Origin of the sequence: Sulfitobacter albidus (assembly GCF_018200035.1) — a bacterium.
In the GTDB taxonomy this organism is placed as follows: domain Bacteria; phylum Pseudomonadota; class Alphaproteobacteria; order Rhodobacterales; family Rhodobacteraceae; genus Sulfitobacter; species Sulfitobacter albidus.
In genome coordinates, this window is the sequence record NZ_CP073581.1 from 452,097 (window position 1) to 466,771 (window position 14,675).

16 protein-coding genes and 1 pseudogene are annotated in these 14,675 nt (G+C 65.2%); 4 read left to right on the forward strand and 13 right to left on the reverse strand.

Annotated features, from left to right (window positions below; translation table 11 throughout):
* From KDD17_RS02085 to KDD17_RS02140, 12 genes and pseudogenes are all read right to left on the reverse strand, one after another.
* Nucleotides 1-2,955, reverse strand: coding sequence for a 2-oxoglutarate dehydrogenase E1 component (locus KDD17_RS02085; protein ID WP_212705071.1), 2,955 nt, complete (start codon nt 2,953-2,955; stop codon nt 1-3).
* A gap of 211 nt (nt 2,956-3,166) precedes the next feature.
* A pseudogene (gene sucD, locus KDD17_RS02090) lies at nt 3,167-4,053 on the reverse strand (succinate--CoA ligase subunit alpha).
* Between the two features lie 71 nt (nt 4,054-4,124).
* A complete protein-coding gene (locus KDD17_RS02095) occupies nt 4,125-4,634 on the reverse strand; it encodes a hypothetical protein (RefSeq protein ID WP_212705072.1) in 510 nt (169 codons plus the stop codon).
* Between the two features lie 32 nt (nt 4,635-4,666).
* Nucleotides 4,667-4,828 (reverse strand): hypothetical protein, encoded by a 162-nt coding sequence (locus KDD17_RS02100; protein ID WP_212705073.1) that lies wholly within the window; start codon nt 4,826-4,828, stop codon nt 4,667-4,669.
* A complete protein-coding gene (locus KDD17_RS02105; protein ID WP_212705074.1) occupies nt 4,825-5,166 on the reverse strand; it encodes a hypothetical protein in 342 nt (113 codons plus the stop codon). The genes KDD17_RS02100 and KDD17_RS02105 overlap by 4 nt, the downstream gene beginning before the upstream one ends.
* Nucleotides 5,167-5,192: 26 nt before the next feature.
* Nucleotides 5,193-5,486: a hypothetical protein gene (locus KDD17_RS02110; RefSeq protein WP_212705075.1), complete on the reverse strand. Its 294-nt coding sequence runs from the start codon at nt 5,484-5,486 to the stop codon at nt 5,193-5,195.
* Nucleotides 5,483-5,638 carry a hypothetical protein gene (locus KDD17_RS18690; RefSeq protein WP_254796861.1) on the reverse strand — a complete coding sequence of 52 codons (156 nt, stop codon included), beginning with the start codon at nt 5,636-5,638 and terminating at the stop codon, nt 5,483-5,485. The genes KDD17_RS02110 and KDD17_RS18690 overlap by 4 nt, the downstream gene beginning before the upstream one ends.
* Nucleotides 5,639-6,093: 455 nt before the next feature.
* Entirely contained in the window at nt 6,094-7,287 is a 1,194-nt protein-coding gene (gene sucC / locus KDD17_RS02120) for an ADP-forming succinate--CoA ligase subunit beta (protein WP_212705076.1), read from the reverse strand.
* Between the two features lie 303 nt (nt 7,288-7,590).
* Nucleotides 7,591-8,625 (reverse strand): MaoC family dehydratase, encoded by a 1,035-nt coding sequence (locus tag KDD17_RS02125; protein ID WP_212705077.1) that lies wholly within the window; start codon nt 8,623-8,625, stop codon nt 7,591-7,593.
* 3 nt (nt 8,626-8,628) lie between these two features.
* Nucleotides 8,629-8,832, reverse strand: a complete 204-nt coding sequence (locus KDD17_RS02130; RefSeq protein WP_212705078.1) for a DUF1737 domain-containing protein — start codon at nt 8,830-8,832, stop codon at nt 8,629-8,631.
* Nucleotides 8,833-8,891: 59 nt separating this feature from the next.
* A complete protein-coding gene (locus KDD17_RS02135; protein ID WP_348541475.1) occupies nt 8,892-9,389 on the reverse strand; it encodes an NnrU family protein in 498 nt (165 codons plus the stop codon).
* A complete protein-coding gene (locus KDD17_RS02140; protein ID WP_212705079.1) occupies nt 9,386-10,240 on the reverse strand; it encodes an HpcH/HpaI aldolase/citrate lyase family protein in 855 nt (284 codons plus the stop codon). Before KDD17_RS02140 ends, KDD17_RS02135 begins: the two co-directional genes overlap by 4 nt.
* 327 nt (nt 10,241-10,567) lie before the next feature.
* On the opposite strand from KDD17_RS02140, the gene KDD17_RS02145 reads away from it, so the two are divergent.
* A complete protein-coding gene (locus KDD17_RS02145; protein ID WP_212705080.1) occupies nt 10,568-10,900 on the forward strand; it encodes a hypothetical protein in 333 nt (110 codons plus the stop codon).
* Here the strand turns inward: KDD17_RS02145 and KDD17_RS02150 are convergent.
* Complete coding sequence (locus KDD17_RS02150) at nt 10,897-11,652, reverse strand: sulfite exporter TauE/SafE family protein (RefSeq protein WP_212705081.1); 756 nt, start codon at nt 11,650-11,652, stop codon at nt 10,897-10,899. The two genes, KDD17_RS02145 and KDD17_RS02150, sit on opposite strands and share 4 nt — an antisense overlap.
* A gap of 127 nt (nt 11,653-11,779) precedes the next feature.
* Here KDD17_RS02150 and KDD17_RS02155 point away from each other — a divergent pair, with 127 nt between their 5' ends.
* The 3 genes from KDD17_RS02155 to KDD17_RS02165 all read left to right on the forward strand — a co-directional run bounded on the left by KDD17_RS02155 (nt 11,780) and on the right by KDD17_RS02165 (nt 14,654).
* Nucleotides 11,780-12,934 (forward strand): PRC-barrel domain-containing protein, encoded by a 1,155-nt coding sequence (locus KDD17_RS02155; RefSeq protein ID WP_212705082.1) that lies wholly within the window; start codon nt 11,780-11,782, stop codon nt 12,932-12,934.
* Between the two features lie 108 nt (nt 12,935-13,042).
* A complete protein-coding gene (mdh, locus tag KDD17_RS02160; protein WP_212705083.1) occupies nt 13,043-14,005 on the forward strand; it encodes a malate dehydrogenase in 963 nt (320 codons plus the stop codon).
* 64 nt (nt 14,006-14,069) lie between these two features.
* Nucleotides 14,070-14,654 carry an NAD(P)H-dependent oxidoreductase gene (locus KDD17_RS02165; protein ID WP_212705084.1) on the forward strand — a complete coding sequence of 195 codons (585 nt, stop codon included), beginning with the start codon at nt 14,070-14,072 and terminating at the stop codon, nt 14,652-14,654.
* The last annotated feature ends 21 nt before the right edge of the window (nt 14,655-14,675 follow it).

Sequence of the window (14,675 nt, forward strand, 5' to 3'; positions counted from 1 at the left end):
TCAGTTTCCTTTGAGGGTCAGCGCATCGTTCACGAGCGCTTCTTGTTGGGCTTTGTGCTGGGAGGCGAGGCCGGTCGCGGGGGAGGCCGCGGTGGCGCGCCCGACGTAGGCGGGGCGGGTGTGCGTGGCGCCGATACGGCCCAGCACCCATTCGAGGTTTGGCTCGATGAAGGTCCAGGCGCCCTGGTTCTTGGGCTCTTCCTGACACCAGACCATTTCGGCGTTCTTGAACCGCTCCAGCTCTTTTACCGCGGCCTGCGCGGGGAAGGGGTAGAATTGTTCGAACCGCAGCAGATAGATGTCGTCGATGCCGCGGGCGTCGCGTTCTTCCAGCAGGTCGTAATAGACCTTGCCCGAGCACATCACGACGCGCTTGATCTTGTCGTCGGCGGCAAGGGTGGTGTCGGAGTTGCCCTGCTGCGCGTCGTCCCACAGCACGCGGTGGAAGCTGCTGCCGGTCTGGAACTCTTCGGCCTTGGACACGGCGAGTTTGTGGCGCAGGAGCGATTTCGGCGTCATCAGCATCAGCGGTTTGCGGTAGTCGCGGTGCAGCTGGCGGCGCAGGATATGGAAATAGTTGGCCGGCGTGGTGCAATTGGCCACGATCCAGTTGTCACCGCCGCACATGGTCAGGAACCGTTCAAGCCGGGCGGAGGAGTGTTCGGGGCCTTGGCCCTCATAGCCGTGGGGCATGAGGCAGACGAGGCCGGACATGCGCAGCCATTTACTCTCGCCCGAGCTGATGAACTGGTCAAACATGATCTGCGCGCCGTTGGCAAAATCGCCGAACTGCGCCTCCCACAGGGTGAGCGCGTTGGGCTCGGCGAGGCTGTAGCCGTATTCGAACCCCAGGACGGCGTATTCAGAGAGCATCGAGTCGATGACCTCATACTCGGCCTGACCCTTGCGGATGTTGTTGAGCGGGTAATACCGCTCTTCGGTTTCCTGATTGATCAGGGCGGAGTGGCGCTGGCTGAAGGTGCCGCGCGCGCTGTCCTGACCGGCAAGGCGGACCTTGTAGCCTTCGGTCAGCAGGGAGCCAAAGGCGAGTGCCTCGGCGGTGGCCCAGTCGAAGCCCTCACCGGTCTCGAACATCTTAGCCTTGGCGTCGAGCAGGCGACCGACGGTCTTGTGCAGCGGGTAGTCGTCGGGCGCGGTGGACAGCGCGCGGCCGACTTCTTCCATCGTCTCGGGTTTGATCGCGGTGGCGCCGCGTTCGTATTTGTCGCCCTCGCGGTCAAGGTGCGACCACTTCCCATCAAGCCAGTCGGCCTTGTTGGGTTTGTAGTCCTTGCCGGCCTCGAATTCCTCGCTCATGCGGGCCTGGAATTCGGCCTTCATATCCTCGATCTCGCCCTCGGGGATCAGGCCATCCTTGACCAGACGGTCGGTGTAGAGGGTGAGCGTGGTCTTCTGCTTCTTGATCTTTTTATACATGATCGGGTTTGTGAACATGGGCTCGTCGCCCTCGTTATGGCCAAACCGGCGGTAGCAGATCAGGTCGATTACCACGTCCTTGTGGAACTTCTGGCGGAACTCCGTCGCGACCTTGGCGGCGTGCACGACAGCTTCCGGATCGTCGCCGTTGACGTGGAAGATCGGCGCCTCGACCACCAGCGCGTTGTCGGTGGGGTAGGGCGAGGAGCGCGAGAAATGAGGCGCCGTGGTGAACCCGATCTGGTTGTTCACGACGATGTGCATCGTGCCGCCGGTGCGGTGGCCGCGCAGACCCGAGAGCGCGAAACATTCGGCTACGACGCCTTGCCCGGCAAAGGCCGCATCGCCGTGCAGCAGGATCGGCATGACCTTGGTGCGGTCGGTGTCGTTCAACTGGTCCTGCTTGGCGCGGGCCTTGCCCAGAACGACCGGGTTGACGGCCTCAAGATGCGAGGGGTTCGCGGTGAGCGACAGGTGCACGGTGTTGCCGTCGAAATCACGGTCAGACGAGGCGCCGAGGTGGTACTTCACATCGCCCGAGCCATCGACGTCTTCGGGTTTGAAGCTGCCGCCCTGAAATTCGTTGAAGATCGCCTTGTAGGGTTTCTGCATCACGTTGGCGAGCACAGACAGGCGGCCCCGGTGGGGCATGCCCACGACGATGTCCTGCAGGCCCAGCTGACCGCCGCGCTTGATGATCTGCTCCATCGCGGGGATCAGGGACTCACCGCCGTCGAGGCCGAAACGCTTGGTGCCCATGTATTTGACGTGCAGGAATTTTTCGAAACCCTCGGCCTCGACCAGCTTGTTCAGGATCGCCTTGCGCCCGTTCTTGGTGAACTGGATTTCCTTGCCGTAGCCTTCGATCCGTTCCTTGAGCCAGCCGGCCTCTTCGGGGTTGGAGATATGCATGTATTGCAGCGCAAAGGTGCCGCAGTAGGTCTTTTTCAGGATGTCGACGATCTGGCGCATGGAGGCGATTTGCAGCCCCAGCACGTTGTCGATGAAGATCGGGCGATCCATGTCGCCTTCGGTAAAGCCGTAGGTTTTTGGATCAAGCTCGTCGTAGGTTTTCATCTCGCGCATGCCGAGCGGGTCGAGATCGGCGGCGAGGTGGCCGCGGAAGCGGTAGGCGCGGATCAGCATCAGCGCGCGGATACTGTCGAGCACGGCGCGTTTGATCTGCTCGTCGGAGACTTCCACGCCTTTCTCGGCGGCCTTGTCGGTGATTTTCTGGCCCGCGGCCTTCGCCTCGACCGGCCATTCGCCGGTGAGCGCTGCCGTCAGATCGTCGCCGGGCACGGGCGGCCAGTCGGCGCGCGCCCATGAGGGGCCTGCGGCCTCGGCCTGAACCTGCTTGTCGTCGTCGCCCAGCTGGCGGAAGAACTCCTGCCACGACTCGTCGACCGCGTTTGGATCGTTGGCATAGCGCGCGTACATCTGTTCGAGGTACTCGGCGTTGTGGCCTTGCATGAACGAAGAGGCGTGGAACTGGTCGTTGGCGGGATGGTCAGTCATGGCGTTGGTCCTCGGAACGGGAGGGTGGCGGTGAAGTGGAGGTGCTGATCTTTGTGTGCAACGGATGGATGAAGCGCCCGGACGAAGGCCGGGCATTTCCCGACCGCCCCGTTTTGCCTAAGGCAAACCGTTGGTTTGACGGGCGGGAAATTCTTCCCCACCCGCGGTCGGGAAATGCCCTTTGCGGCGATATCCGAACCTTGGGAGATCATCAGCCTTTATCAATCGCCTCTTTCACAGCCTCGCCCAAAGTGGCGGGGCTTTCGGCGACGGTGATGCCTGCGGCTTTCATCGCTTCGATCTTGCTTTCCGCGTCGCCCTTGCCGCCCGCGACAATCGCACCCGCGTGGCCCATGCGGCGGCCCGGAGGGGCGGTGCGGCCGGCGATGAAGCCTGCGGTGGGCTTCCAGCGGCCCTTTTTACGCTCGTCGGCGAGGAACTGTGCGGCCTCTTCTTCGGCGGTGCCGCCGATTTCACCGATCATGATGATCGAGGTCGTCTCGTCATCGGCGAGGAACATCTCGAGCACGTCGATATGCTCGGTCCCCTTGATCGGGTCGCCGCCGATACCCACGGCGGAGGATTGGCCAAGGCCCAGATCGGTTGTCTGTTTCACGGCCTCATAGGTAAGCGTGCCGGAGCGCGAGACAACACCGCAGGAGCCGCGTTTGTGGATATGGCCGGGCATGATGCCGATCTTGCAGGCGTCGGGGGTGATGACGCCGGGGCAGTTGGGGCCGATGAGCCGCGATTTCGAGCCCTCGAGCGCGCGCTGCACGCGCATCATGTCGAGCACGGGGATGCCTTCGGTGATGCAGACGATCAGCTCCATCTCGGCGTCGATGGCCTCGAGGATCGAATCAGCGGCAAAGGGGGCGGCACGTAGATCACGGAGGCGTTGGCTTCGGTGACGTGTTTCGCCTCGTGCACGGAGTTGAACACCGGCAGGTCCAGATGCGTCTGGCCGCCTTTGCCCGGCGTCACGCCGCCGACCATTTTCGTGCCGTAGGCGATGGCCTGTTCGGTGTGGAACGTCCCCTGGGAGCCGGTAAGGCCCTGACAGATGACTTTGGTGTTTTCGTTGACGAGTACGGCCATTGTGCGTGCTTTCTGATGTTCAATCGTGGTGTTCGGGGCGCCGGAAGCGGCGCGGTGAGCGGTGCGGCGGCCTAGGGCGCGCCGGGGTTCGAGCGGGCGTCGACGATCGTCGTGTCGCCCTGTCGGGTCATCTGGACGGTCAGCGTATTGTCGTTGGTGCCCGCGATGCGCCAGACCTCGCCGCCGCTGACGGGGGTGATCTCCGGCACGCCGTAGAGCGAGGTGAAGGTCTGGCGCGTGCGCTCCAGCAGCGCGTCGTGGCCCGCAGCATCGAGGGCACTGCCGGGGATGAGGTTGTTGCAGGCAAGCCCGCCCTCGGTATCCACGCCAAGCGTCAGCATCACCCCGTCATCGGTCGCCAGCATGGCCGCCTGATCGGTGAGCATCGTTTCGGCAAATCCCGCACTCTTGGCCATGATGACGGCGAGTTTCAGCGCCTGTGGCCCAAGATCGTCGAGGATGCAGGCCGTTCCGAGGAACTGGCTGTAGCGGGCAGCATCGGTCGGATCCTCGGCCACGGCGGGCGTGGCGAGCAGCAGGGTGCCGAGCGTCGCGGCGATCTTGATTGAAGGGAGTGTCATGTCGTGAAGGCTCCGGTCGGGGTCGCTGTCGGTCAGGTGCAGGCGGGCTGCCCTTCGGCGCCGCAGGGGGCCGCACCGGGCGCCTGGCTGGCGGGGTGCACCGCCTGAGGGCCGTTGCGCACGCCGTCGGCGTTTTGCGCGCCACCGCAGGCGGCGAGGGTCAGAACGGCGCAGAGGATCAGGAAACGGGTCATGCAGGCACTCCTTGGTTGGGGCGGGGGGATGTGGCGAGCCACAGGGCGAGGGCGAACATCACGGGGATGCCCAGCTCTCCGATTTCTTCGATGACGGCGATGGTGTGGTTGAACGCCTCGCTGAGCGTGACGCCGAACGGCTCAAGCTTGCGGGCAAGGCCGTCGATGGCCTTGTAGACGCCGATGAAGAGGATGCCGATCAGCGCGGCGAAACACGCGGGCTGCGCGCGCAAGAGCCCCGCGACAAAGCCGCGTGTTTCGCGGATCAGTAGGGTGGTGACGGTCGCGACGATGGCGAGCAGGAGGGCCGACGACCAGATCAGCTCGCCCGTGGGCACGGTGTCGCCGGTATACTGGCGCGCCTTCAGCAGCCCTTCGGTAAAGGGATCTTGTCGAGGTCCAGCTCGCGCCCGGCGAAAAGCGCGAAGACCACCGGAAAATACCAGCGGCGGCGGATCTCGGAGGTGGGCCAGAGCAGGAACATCAGCGCGATGCAGACCCCGTAGCCGAGGGCAGAGAGCGTCTCGAACAGGCCCCCTTCGGCGAGCAGGCTCAGCTGGGTGGGCATCGGCAGGAGCGAGACCACGGCCATGGTGGCAAAGGTCGCCAGCGTGCCGAGTGCTACCCAAAGCCCGCCGTATGTGCGCACGTCGGTCATGGCAGCGGGTCCAACCGTTCGACGCTCACAAACGTCTCGGTCCCGTTTGGGCCGGGGCGGGTGCCAACCTGCACCACGGCAATGCGTTTGGGGTTGAGCTGGCGCGCGGCGATGAAGGTGGTGCCGTCCTGCGCGGGGAAGGTTTCGGGCACGGCGGCCTCCTGCCGGATGCTTTCGGCATTGAGACCGGTGATTGCGCCGTTCTTGGCCGTCTCGACATGGGCGCCGTCAAAGGCGACCTCGCAGCGGCGGTCGGTGCCGGGGTTTGGCTGCCCTTCGGGGCGGAGGGGGCGGCGGAGGAGAAGGGTCGCGTGTCGTAGAAATCCACGCGGATACCGGGGCGCACGATTTTTTCGCGCGCGGTCTCGGCGGTGAGATAGGGGCTAAAGCAATGATCCCCAAAGGCGCGCGCCCCTTCCGTCGCCACCGCCGGGGACCGGCGAAGGCGGGGGCGGCGAGGGCCGCGAGGAGGGATGTAAGCCGGAGGATCATGGGTGGCTGTTGCGTTGGGCGTTGGGGCTGAGCGGGAGGGACGAGGACCGCGCTGCCCAGGGCTCCGCCCGTGATTGGGCGAAAAGATCCCCCGGATCTTTTCCGAGAAGCCCAATCACCCCTTAACAGCCTTCACGATTTTCTGGGCGCCGTCCTTGAGATCGTCCGCGGCGATGACATCCAGACCGGAGTTGTTGATGATCGCTTTGCCTTCCTCAACCTTCGTTCCTTCGAGGCGCACGACCAGCGGCACCTTCAGCCCGACCTCTTTGACAGCGGCAACAACGCCTTCGGCGATGACGTCGCAGCGCATGATGCCGCCGAAGATGTTGACGAGGATGCCTTTGACGTTGTCATCCGAGGTGATGATCTTGAAGGCCTCGGTGACCTTTTCCTTGGTCGCACCGCCGCCCACGTCGAGGAAGTTGGCGGGCTCGGCGCCGTAGAGCTTGATGATGTCCATCGTCGCCATGGCAAGGCCCGCGCCGTTCACCATGCAGCCGATTTCCCCGTCGAGCGCGATGTAGTTGAGATCGTATTTCGACGCCTCAAGCTCCTTGGGGTCTTCTTCGGTGGTGTCGCGCAGCTCGGCGATGTCGCCGTGGCGGTAGATCGCGTTGCCGTCAAAGGAGACCTTGGCGTCGAGCACCTTCAGATCTCCGCCGTCGGTGACGATGAGCGGGTTGATCTCGAGCATCTCCATGTCTTTTTCCAGGAACGCCTTGTAGAGCGTGCCCATCAGGCCGACGCACTGCTTGACCGCCTTGCCCTCAAGACCCAGCGCAAAGGCGATGCGGCGGCCGTGGAACGGCTGGTAGCCGGTGGCCGGATCGACGGAGAAGCTGATGATTTTCTCAGGCGTGGAGGCGGCGACCTCTTCGATGTCCATGCCGCCCTCGGTCGAGCAGACAAAACCCACGCGGCTGGTGGCGCGGTCGACGAGCAGGGCGAGGTACAGCTCTGTCTCGATGCCGGAGCCGTCCTCGATATAGATGCGGTTGACCTGTTTGCCCGCCGGGCCGGTCTGATGCGTGACCAGCGTGCGGCCGAGCATCTTCTTGGCGTGCTCGGCGGCTTCCTCGACGGATTTGGCCAGGCGCACGCCGCCTTGTTCGCCCGCGTCGGCTTCCTTGAACTTGCCCTTGCCGCGACCGCCCGCGTGGATCTGCGCCTTGACCACCCACAGCGGGCCGTCCATCTCACCGGCGGCGTTCTTGGCGTCTTCGGCCTTGAGAACGACGCGACCGTCGGAGACGGGCGCGCCGTAGCTGCGCAGGAGGGCTTTGGCCTGGTATTCGTGGATGTTCATCGCGGATCGGTCCCCGTGTTTGTTTGGATGGGGCGCGGTATACGCCCATTGGGTAAGTATTGGTGAACACCGTTTCGCAGTTGCCGCGTCATTTCTAGGGAAAAGCGACATTTGTGATCACACGTTTTGATGTGTGATCACAAATTGAGGGATTCCGGTGGGGACTCCCCAAGATTGTGCCGACTCACCCCGGACATGCGGGGTCAAAACGCGCGGATACGCTGTAAATTGTGCAGAGTTGGCGGCGCGGGCGCGCGGCGCCTTGGCCCGACGCGGGGCGGGCCAAGGCGGGACGGGCGGCGATCAGAGAGGCATCAGCGCCCAATAATCGAGATCCAGCAGCACCTCGGGGAGGTATTTGCCGTCCTCACCGCGCAGCGCAAAGGGCGCGCCGCCCTTGGTCGCGACGAGCCGCAGCCGGATGGCGCCGACGCCGGGGGCGGCGGTTTCGGCGCGGTCCAGCACTTCGGACCACGCGCGGATGGTGTCGCCCGCAAGGCAAGGGTTGGCGTGGGCACCGCCGTTGAGTCCCACGATCATCTGGGCATTCGCCAGCCCGTTGAACGACAGCGCGCGCGCCATCGAGATCACGTGCCCGCCGTAGATCAGGCGCGAGCCGTCGGGCCGCGCGGAGGTGTCGAAATGCACCTTGGCCGTGTTCTGCCACAGGCGGGTGGCCATCATGTGCTCGGCCTCTTCCACGGTGACGCCGTCGACGTGGTCGATGATCTCGCCCACGGCGTAGTCGCCCCAGCGGTGCGGCTCGCCCGCCAGCGCAAAGTCGTAGCGGGTGAAATCGAGGCCGTCGGGGATGACCAGATCGGACGCGGCGAGCGCCTTGGGCAGGTCGGGGACCACGGGGTCGGGTGCGGGGGCGTCGGCGTTGCGTTTGCGCACCATGACCCAGCGCACGTAGTCGAGCACATCCGCGCCGTGCTGGTTGATGCCACGGGTGCGCACGTAGACCACGCCGGTCTTGCCGTTGGAGTTCTGCTTGACCCCGATCACCTCGGACACGGAGCGCAGGGTGTCACCCGGCCAGACGGGGGCCAGCCAGCGCCCCTGCGCGTAGCCCAGATTGGCCACGGCGTTGAGCGACACGTCCGGCACGGATTTGCCAAAGACGGTGTGGAACGCCACCAGATCGTCGAGCGGGCTGGCCGGCAGGCCGCAGGATTGTGCAAACAGATCCGAAGAATAGAGCGCGTGGCGCGCGGGGTAGAGCGCGTGGTAGAGCGCGCGTTCGCCCGCCCCCACGGTGCGCGGTACGGCGTGGTGCAGCGTATCGCCGACGGCATAATCCTCGAAAAACCGGCCTGCGTTGGTTTTGGTGGTCATGTCCTAGTGCTCTCCGAGCTTTGTGTCTGGGGTGTAGGTGCCGGGGGCCTCTTTGACGACGGCCTGACCGCAGCGCATCACGCCTGCGGCGTGGTCCCACGTCTGGGTGGGGGAGCCGTGCAGTTCCCACCCTTTGTTGAGCGCATCGGTGACCTTGTGACAGAAGGCGGAGGTGTCCTGCTCGGACAGGAAGCGGTAGAGTTTCATGGGTTATCCAAAGGGATTGACGCCGAGAGCGTAGTGGATGGAAGTGATGACGATGAGCATCACCAGCGTGATGACCGCAAGACGGATGTAGGTCTTGCGGCCTGCGGGGCGGGGGGCGTCCAGTCGGGCTCTGCCCGGTTGATGAGGATGACCTGCGCCACCGCCCAGGCGAGCAGCCCGCCGAACAGCACGATCGCGGCCAGATCACCGTTCACCAGCAGGTGCGCGATGGCCCAAAGCTTGAACCCCAGAAGCTGCGGATGGCGGGTCTTGTAGGCGGGCCATGCCTTGGCGCCCTTGGCGGCACTTGAGCCGTAGATCCAGAGGGCAGCGATCATCAACAGGTTGTTGAGGCCTGTGAACCATGGGGGCGGGGTCCACACGGGGATGAAATCGGCGGCGCGATAGCCCAGCACCATCAGCACGACGGAGGCCACGATCAGGACCGCGATGATCCCCTTGCCGGGGTCGCCGAGGCGCGCGCGGGCGTCGGGGGCGAGACGTTTGAAATAATGCGCGGCGATCCAGAGGATCAGGCCGAGGATCAGCAGGGTCATGCGGACATCTCCGCGATGGCAGTCGCTTTGGCGAGGATTTCGCGGGCGGTGGCGACGTGCAGGTTTTCGACGATCTTGCCGTCGACGACGGCAACGCCCTGGCCGGTGGCTTCGCATTCCTCGAAGGCCGCGATCTGGCGCTGGGCGAGGTCGATCTCCTCCGCCGAGGGCGAAAAGGCGGCGTTGGCGACCTCAAGTTGGGCGGGGTGGATCAGTGTCTTGCCATCGAATCCCATGTCGCGGCCCTGATCGGCCTCGAGGCGCAGGCCCTCGTCATCCTTGAACGCGTTATAAACACCGTCGATGAGCGCCACGCCGTGCGCCTTGCCCGCCAGCACGCACAGGCCAAGGCCCGTCATCAGCGGCAGGCGGTCGGGGCGGGTGCGGGTTTGCAGATCCTTGTTGAGATCGTTGGTGCCCATGACCATGCCTTGCAGCCTGGGGTGGGCGGCGATGGCGGCGGCGTTGAGCATCCCCAACGGGGTTTCCATCATCGCCCAGAGCGGCGTATCGCCGGTGATCTGCGCCAGCGCGTCAAGATCCTGGGGGCCGTTGACCTTGGGCAGCAGGATCGCATCGGCGCCCATCGCGGCGGCGGCTTTTGCGTCGTCGGCGCCCCATTCGGTGTCGAGCCCGTTGATGCGCACGATGCGCATCCGCGCGCCGTAGCCGCCCTGCGCCAGTGCCTCGCGCAGGGTGTCGCGGGCGGTGGTCTTTTCTTCGGGGATGACCGCGTCTTCGAGGTCAAAGATGATGGCGTCGGCGGGCAAGCCGCGCGCCTTGTCGAGGGCGCGGGGTTTGGAGCCGGGGATATAGAGCACGGAGCGCAGCGGACGGGCGAGGGAGGGCATGGCGGAGCCTTTCGAAGCGAGAGCGTAAGAATGTTGCGCGCAAGGGGCCACTTTGCGCCAAAGATTTCAAGGATAATCGTGCCGCAGCGCAGCGGAAAAAGCCGCGCAACGTGGGGCGGACGCGGCGTTAACCGGGTTTTCAGGGCTTGTGGGGCAGCATGAGGGGGTGTTCGGCCACCGGGAGGGTCGCCTCGGCTTGGCCGCCGGGAGATGCGATGCAGCGGCGGGCACATCACCCCACGGGGGCACCCCTTTGTTTCACTGGCGAACCGCCAGCTGGGCCAGGGACAGGGGCCTGCCGCCTGACCATTGGAAAGGCACTTTGACATGACCAAATCCGCAAAATTCCTGCATCTCGCGGCGCTGACCGCTGCTGCCGCCATCGTGATCGCGCTGGGCGGTCAGGCCGCCGCGCAATCCGCGCGCAACTGCGCGCCGCGCGACGTGGTCGTCGAACGGCTGGCCACCGGCTATGGCGAGACGCGCCAATCGGTTGGATTGGGGGCCAACAACGCGATGGTCGAGGTATTTGCCTCGGAGGAAACGGGCAGCTGGACGATCCTGATCACGGCGCCCTCCGGGGTCAGCTGCCTTGTGGCGTCGGGCCAGTCGTTCGAGGAAGTGGCCGAGGCGCTGCCCGCCATAGGGTCCGACGCCTAGGTCAGCCCGTCCCAGATGAGTTTCACCCCCGTGAGCGTCAGCGCCACGTAGGTGATCGCGAAAAACAGCCGCTCCGGCACGATCCGGTGCGCGCGCACGCCCAGCCACGCGCCCAGCAGGGCAAAGGGGGCCAGGGCGAAATTGGCCTGCGTCGTCTCCCAGGTGAACATGCCGAGAAAGGCGTAGGGGACGAATTTGGCGATATTGATCGCGAAAAAGACCAGTACAGAGGTCGCCTGATACCCCGTCTTGCCCAGACCGCGCGCTAGCAGGAATACGGCGGCGGGTGGCCCGCCCGCGTGACTGATGAAGCTGGTGAATCCCGCCGCCACCCCGGCCACGGCGCCGCCCCAATCGGGCATGCGCCGTTGCCCCAGGGCCAGCGCGCCCGAGCGCGTCGCGATCTGCCACGCGACAAACCCCAGCGAGATCGCGCCGATCAACAGACGCAGCAGATCCGGCGAGGCCACGCGAAACAGCGCCAGCCCCAGCAGCACACCCGGAATGCCACCCGCGATCAGCAGCGCCGCCTCGCGCAGGTGCCAGCGGCCCCAGTAGGGGCGCAGAGTGGCCAGATCGACGAGCATCAGCATCGGCAGCATCACCCCCAGCGCCAGCGCCGGATCGACCACCAGCGCCAGCATCGACGCGGCGGCGAATGCGGCACCAGAGCCAAAGCCCCCCTTGGATATTCCCGCAAAGATCACGGCGGGGCCCGCCACCAGAAAGAATGTCGTGTCGAGTGTCAGCATGGCGCCCCTTGAAACCCCGTCGCGGTGACTAGGTTTAATCGGGAACCAAGGCGCGGGTCAGGGATTAAGCCTCACATACCGCGCCAAGCTGCGCAACACAGCGCCTGTGTCTTTTGAAGGAGCACCGATGAAACGCCTTTTGACTTCCACCGCCCTTGCCCTCGCGCTCAGCTCGCCCGCATGGGCGCAGTCGGTCCAGACCGAGGTGGGCGTGACCAAGATGCAACCCGACAGCCTGTTGGTGGGCGAGTTGATCGGCGAGCCGGTCTACAACTTCCGCGGCGTGCCCAACACGGATAACCCAATGCCGCTCGACGGGGCGAACCGGTTTGAGCGCATCGCGACAGTGAAGGACGTCATCATCAGCGCTGACGGTGAGGTTGAGGCGCTTGTGATGAGCGTCGGTGGTTTCTGGGGGCTGGCCGACCGCGAAGTCACGGCGGCGATGGACGGGCTGACGGTCGTCACGGACGTACGCGGCGACCGCTACCTGGTGATTTTCACGGATGAGGAAACGCTCGACGACGCGCCACGGTTCGACAAATTTGACGTGGTGAGTGCGGAGGGTGGCGACGACGCCGCCGAGACTGACGACGAAGAGATGGGCGAAGCCGAGGAGGAGGAAGGCGCGGATTCAGAGGCAGCCGAAGACGAAGCCGCTGACGCCGAGAGCGGTGAGGAAGCCGCTGACGCTGAGGGCGGTGATGACGCTGCTGAGGCCGAGGGCGGTGAAGAAGCTGCTGAGGCCGAGGGCGGTGAAGAAGCTGCTGACGCTGAGGGCGGTGAGGACGCTGCTGAAGCCGAGGGTGGTGAGGAAGCCGCTGACGCTGAGGGCGGTGAGGAAGCTGCTGACGCCGAGAGCGGTGAGGAAGCTGCTGAGGCTGAGGGCGGTGAGGACGCTGCTGAAGCCGAGGGTGGTGAGGAAGCTGCTGAAGCCGAGGGTGGTGAGGAAGCCGCTGGCGCCGAGGGTGGTGAGGAAGCTGCCGACGCCGAGGGTGGTGAGGAAGCTGCTGAGGCCGAGGGTGGTGAGCAAGCTGCTGACGCTGAGGGCGGTGAGGAAGCTGCCGACGCCGAGGGTGGTGAGGACGCTGCTGAGGCTGATGCTGGCGATGAGGCTTCTGAGGCCGAAACTGGCGACGCGGCTGCTGAGGCCGAGACTGCGGACGCGGCTGCCGAATCCGGTGCCGACGGGGATGCGGATGCGGCGGAAAGCGACGGTGCCGAGGCTGACGACGGCGATGCTGCGGACACCGATGAAGAAGACGACACTGCCAAAGAATAATCCGGCACAGTTGTGTGAGGTGAGCGGGCGCGCGGGCAACATCCTTGCCAGCGCGCCCGCGACCGTTTAAGCCCGCCGCCAACGCACACTCAATTTGGAGACCTGCACATGGCACGAGCCAAAATTGCACTGATCGGCGCCGGTAACATCGGGGGCACGCTGGCCCATCTCGCCGCGGTAAAGGAACTTGGGGACGTGGTGATGTTCGACATTGCCGAGGGTCTGCCACAGGGCAAGGCGCTGGATATCGCCGAATCCGGGCCGTCGGAAGGGTTCGACGCCGACATGAAGGGCACACAGGACTATGCCGACATCGCGGGTGCCGACGTTTGCATCGTCACCGCCGGTGTGGCGCGCAAGCCGGGCATGTCGCGCGACGATCTGCTGGGCATCAACCTCAAGGTCATGAAATCCGTGGGCGAGGGCATTGCCCAGCACGCGCCCAACGCCTTTGTGATCTGCATCACCAACCCGCTGGACGCGATGGTCTGGGCGCTGCGCGAATTCTCGGGCCTGCCGCATGAGAAGGTCTGCGGCATGGCGGGCGTGCTCGATTCGGCGCGTTTCCGTCACTTCCTCGCGGAGGAATTCAACGTCTCGATGCGCGACGTCACGGCGTTTGTTCTGGGGGGGCATGGCGACACGATGGTGCCGCTGACGCGCTATTCCACCGTTGCGGGCATCCCGCTGCCCGACATGGTGAAAATGGGCTGGACCAGCCAGGAAAAGCTCGACGAGATCGTGCAGCGCACCCGCGATGGCGGCGCCGAGATCGTGGGCCTGCTGAAAACCGGCTCTGCCTTCTACGCGCCGGCAACATCGGCGATCGAGATGGCCGAAGCCTATCTGAAAGACCAAAAGCGCGTGCTGCCCTGTGCGGCCTACGTGGATGGGGCCTACGGGCTCAACGGGTTCTACGTGGGCGTTCCGACGGTGATCGGGGCGGGCGGTGTCGAGCGCGTCGTGGAGATTGCGATGAACAAGGACGAACAGGCGATGTTCGACAATTCCGTCAATGCGGTCAAAGGTCTGGTCGACGCCTGCAAGGGGATCGACGACTCGCTGGCGTAAGCCTTGGGATGTTTGTGAGATCGAGAGCGCGCCTTCGGGCGCGTTTTTCGTTTGAGGGGACAGGATGCACGTTCTGACGGTGATCGATCACCCCGATCCGGGGTCGTTCTCACACGCGGTTGCCGCGCGGTTTGGGGCCGGGGCGCGGTCTGCGGGGCATACGGTCGAGGTCGCGGACCTGCACGCCGAAGGGTTCGACCCGCGCTGGACGCTTGCCGACATCGAGGCGGACGGCGCGGACGTGCCCGCCGATATCGCGGCGGAGCAGGCGCGGATTGCGCGGGCCGATGCGGTCTGTCTGGTGTTTCCGTTGTTCTGGTGGGGCATGCCTGCCATGACGAAGGGCTGGGTGGATCGGGTCTGGTCGTGGGGGTGGGCCTATGATCAGCTGGACGATCCAGAGCAATCGTTGCAGCGCCCGCGCAGCGGGGTGCTGCTGGTGCCCGCGGGCGCACGCTCGGACGAGATGGCGGCGCTGGGCCAGACCCGGGCGCTTGAGACCGCGTGGATCGAGGGCACTTTCGGGTATTTTGGATTGGCCGACAGACGGTTGGAGCTGCTCTGCGGGGCCAGGGGCTCGGACGCGCGGCGCGCGGGGCTGCTGGACCGGGCCGAAGCGGTCGGCCGGGAATTGCGCGCACAAAAGTGAGATGCGCAGGCGCATGGGGCG

Bases quoted from the DNA above. Each gene is read 5' to 3' on its own strand.
- KDD17_RS02140 (WP_212705079.1), bottom strand. From the start codon at position 10,240: ATGCCCTCCCTCGCCCGTCCGCTGCGCTCCGTGCTCTATATCCCCGGC.
- KDD17_RS02085 (WP_212705071.1), bottom strand. From the start codon at position 2,955: ATGACTGACCATCCCGCCAACGACCAGTTCCACGCCTCTTCGTTCATG.
- mdh (WP_212705083.1), top strand. From the start codon at position 13,043: ATGGCACGAGCCAAAATTGCACTGATCGGCGCCGGTAACATCGGGGGC.
- KDD17_RS02100 (WP_212705073.1), bottom strand. From the start codon at position 4,828: ATGACCCGTTTCCTGATCCTCTGCGCCGTTCTGACCCTCGCCGCCTGC.
- KDD17_RS02095 (WP_212705072.1), bottom strand. From the start codon at position 4,634: ATGACACTCCCTTCAATCAAGATCGCCGCGACGCTCGGCACCCTGCTG.
- sucC (WP_212705076.1), bottom strand. From the start codon at position 7,287: ATGAACATCCACGAATACCAGGCCAAAGCCCTCCTGCGCAGCTACGGC.
- KDD17_RS02130 (WP_212705078.1), bottom strand. From the start codon at position 8,832: ATGAAACTCTACCGCTTCCTGTCCGAGCAGGACACCTCCGCCTTCTGT.
- KDD17_RS02110 (WP_212705075.1), bottom strand. From the start codon at position 5,486: ATGACCGACGTGCGCACATACGGCGGGCTTTGGGTAGCACTCGGCACG.
- KDD17_RS02150 (WP_212705081.1), bottom strand. From the start codon at position 11,652: ATGCTGACACTCGACACGACATTCTTTCTGGTGGCGGGCCCCGCCGTG.
- KDD17_RS02165 (WP_212705084.1), top strand. From the start codon at position 14,070: ATGCACGTTCTGACGGTGATCGATCACCCCGATCCGGGGTCGTTCTCA.
- KDD17_RS02135 (WP_348541475.1), bottom strand. From the start codon at position 9,389: ATGACCCTGCTGATCCTCGGCCTGATCCTCTGGATCGCCGCGCATTAT.
- KDD17_RS02155 (WP_212705082.1), top strand. From the start codon at position 11,780: ATGAAACGCCTTTTGACTTCCACCGCCCTTGCCCTCGCGCTCAGCTCG.
- KDD17_RS02145 (WP_212705080.1), top strand. From the start codon at position 10,568: ATGACCAAATCCGCAAAATTCCTGCATCTCGCGGCGCTGACCGCTGCT.
- KDD17_RS02125 (WP_212705077.1), bottom strand. From the start codon at position 8,625: ATGACCACCAAAACCAACGCAGGCCGGTTTTTCGAGGATTATGCCGTC.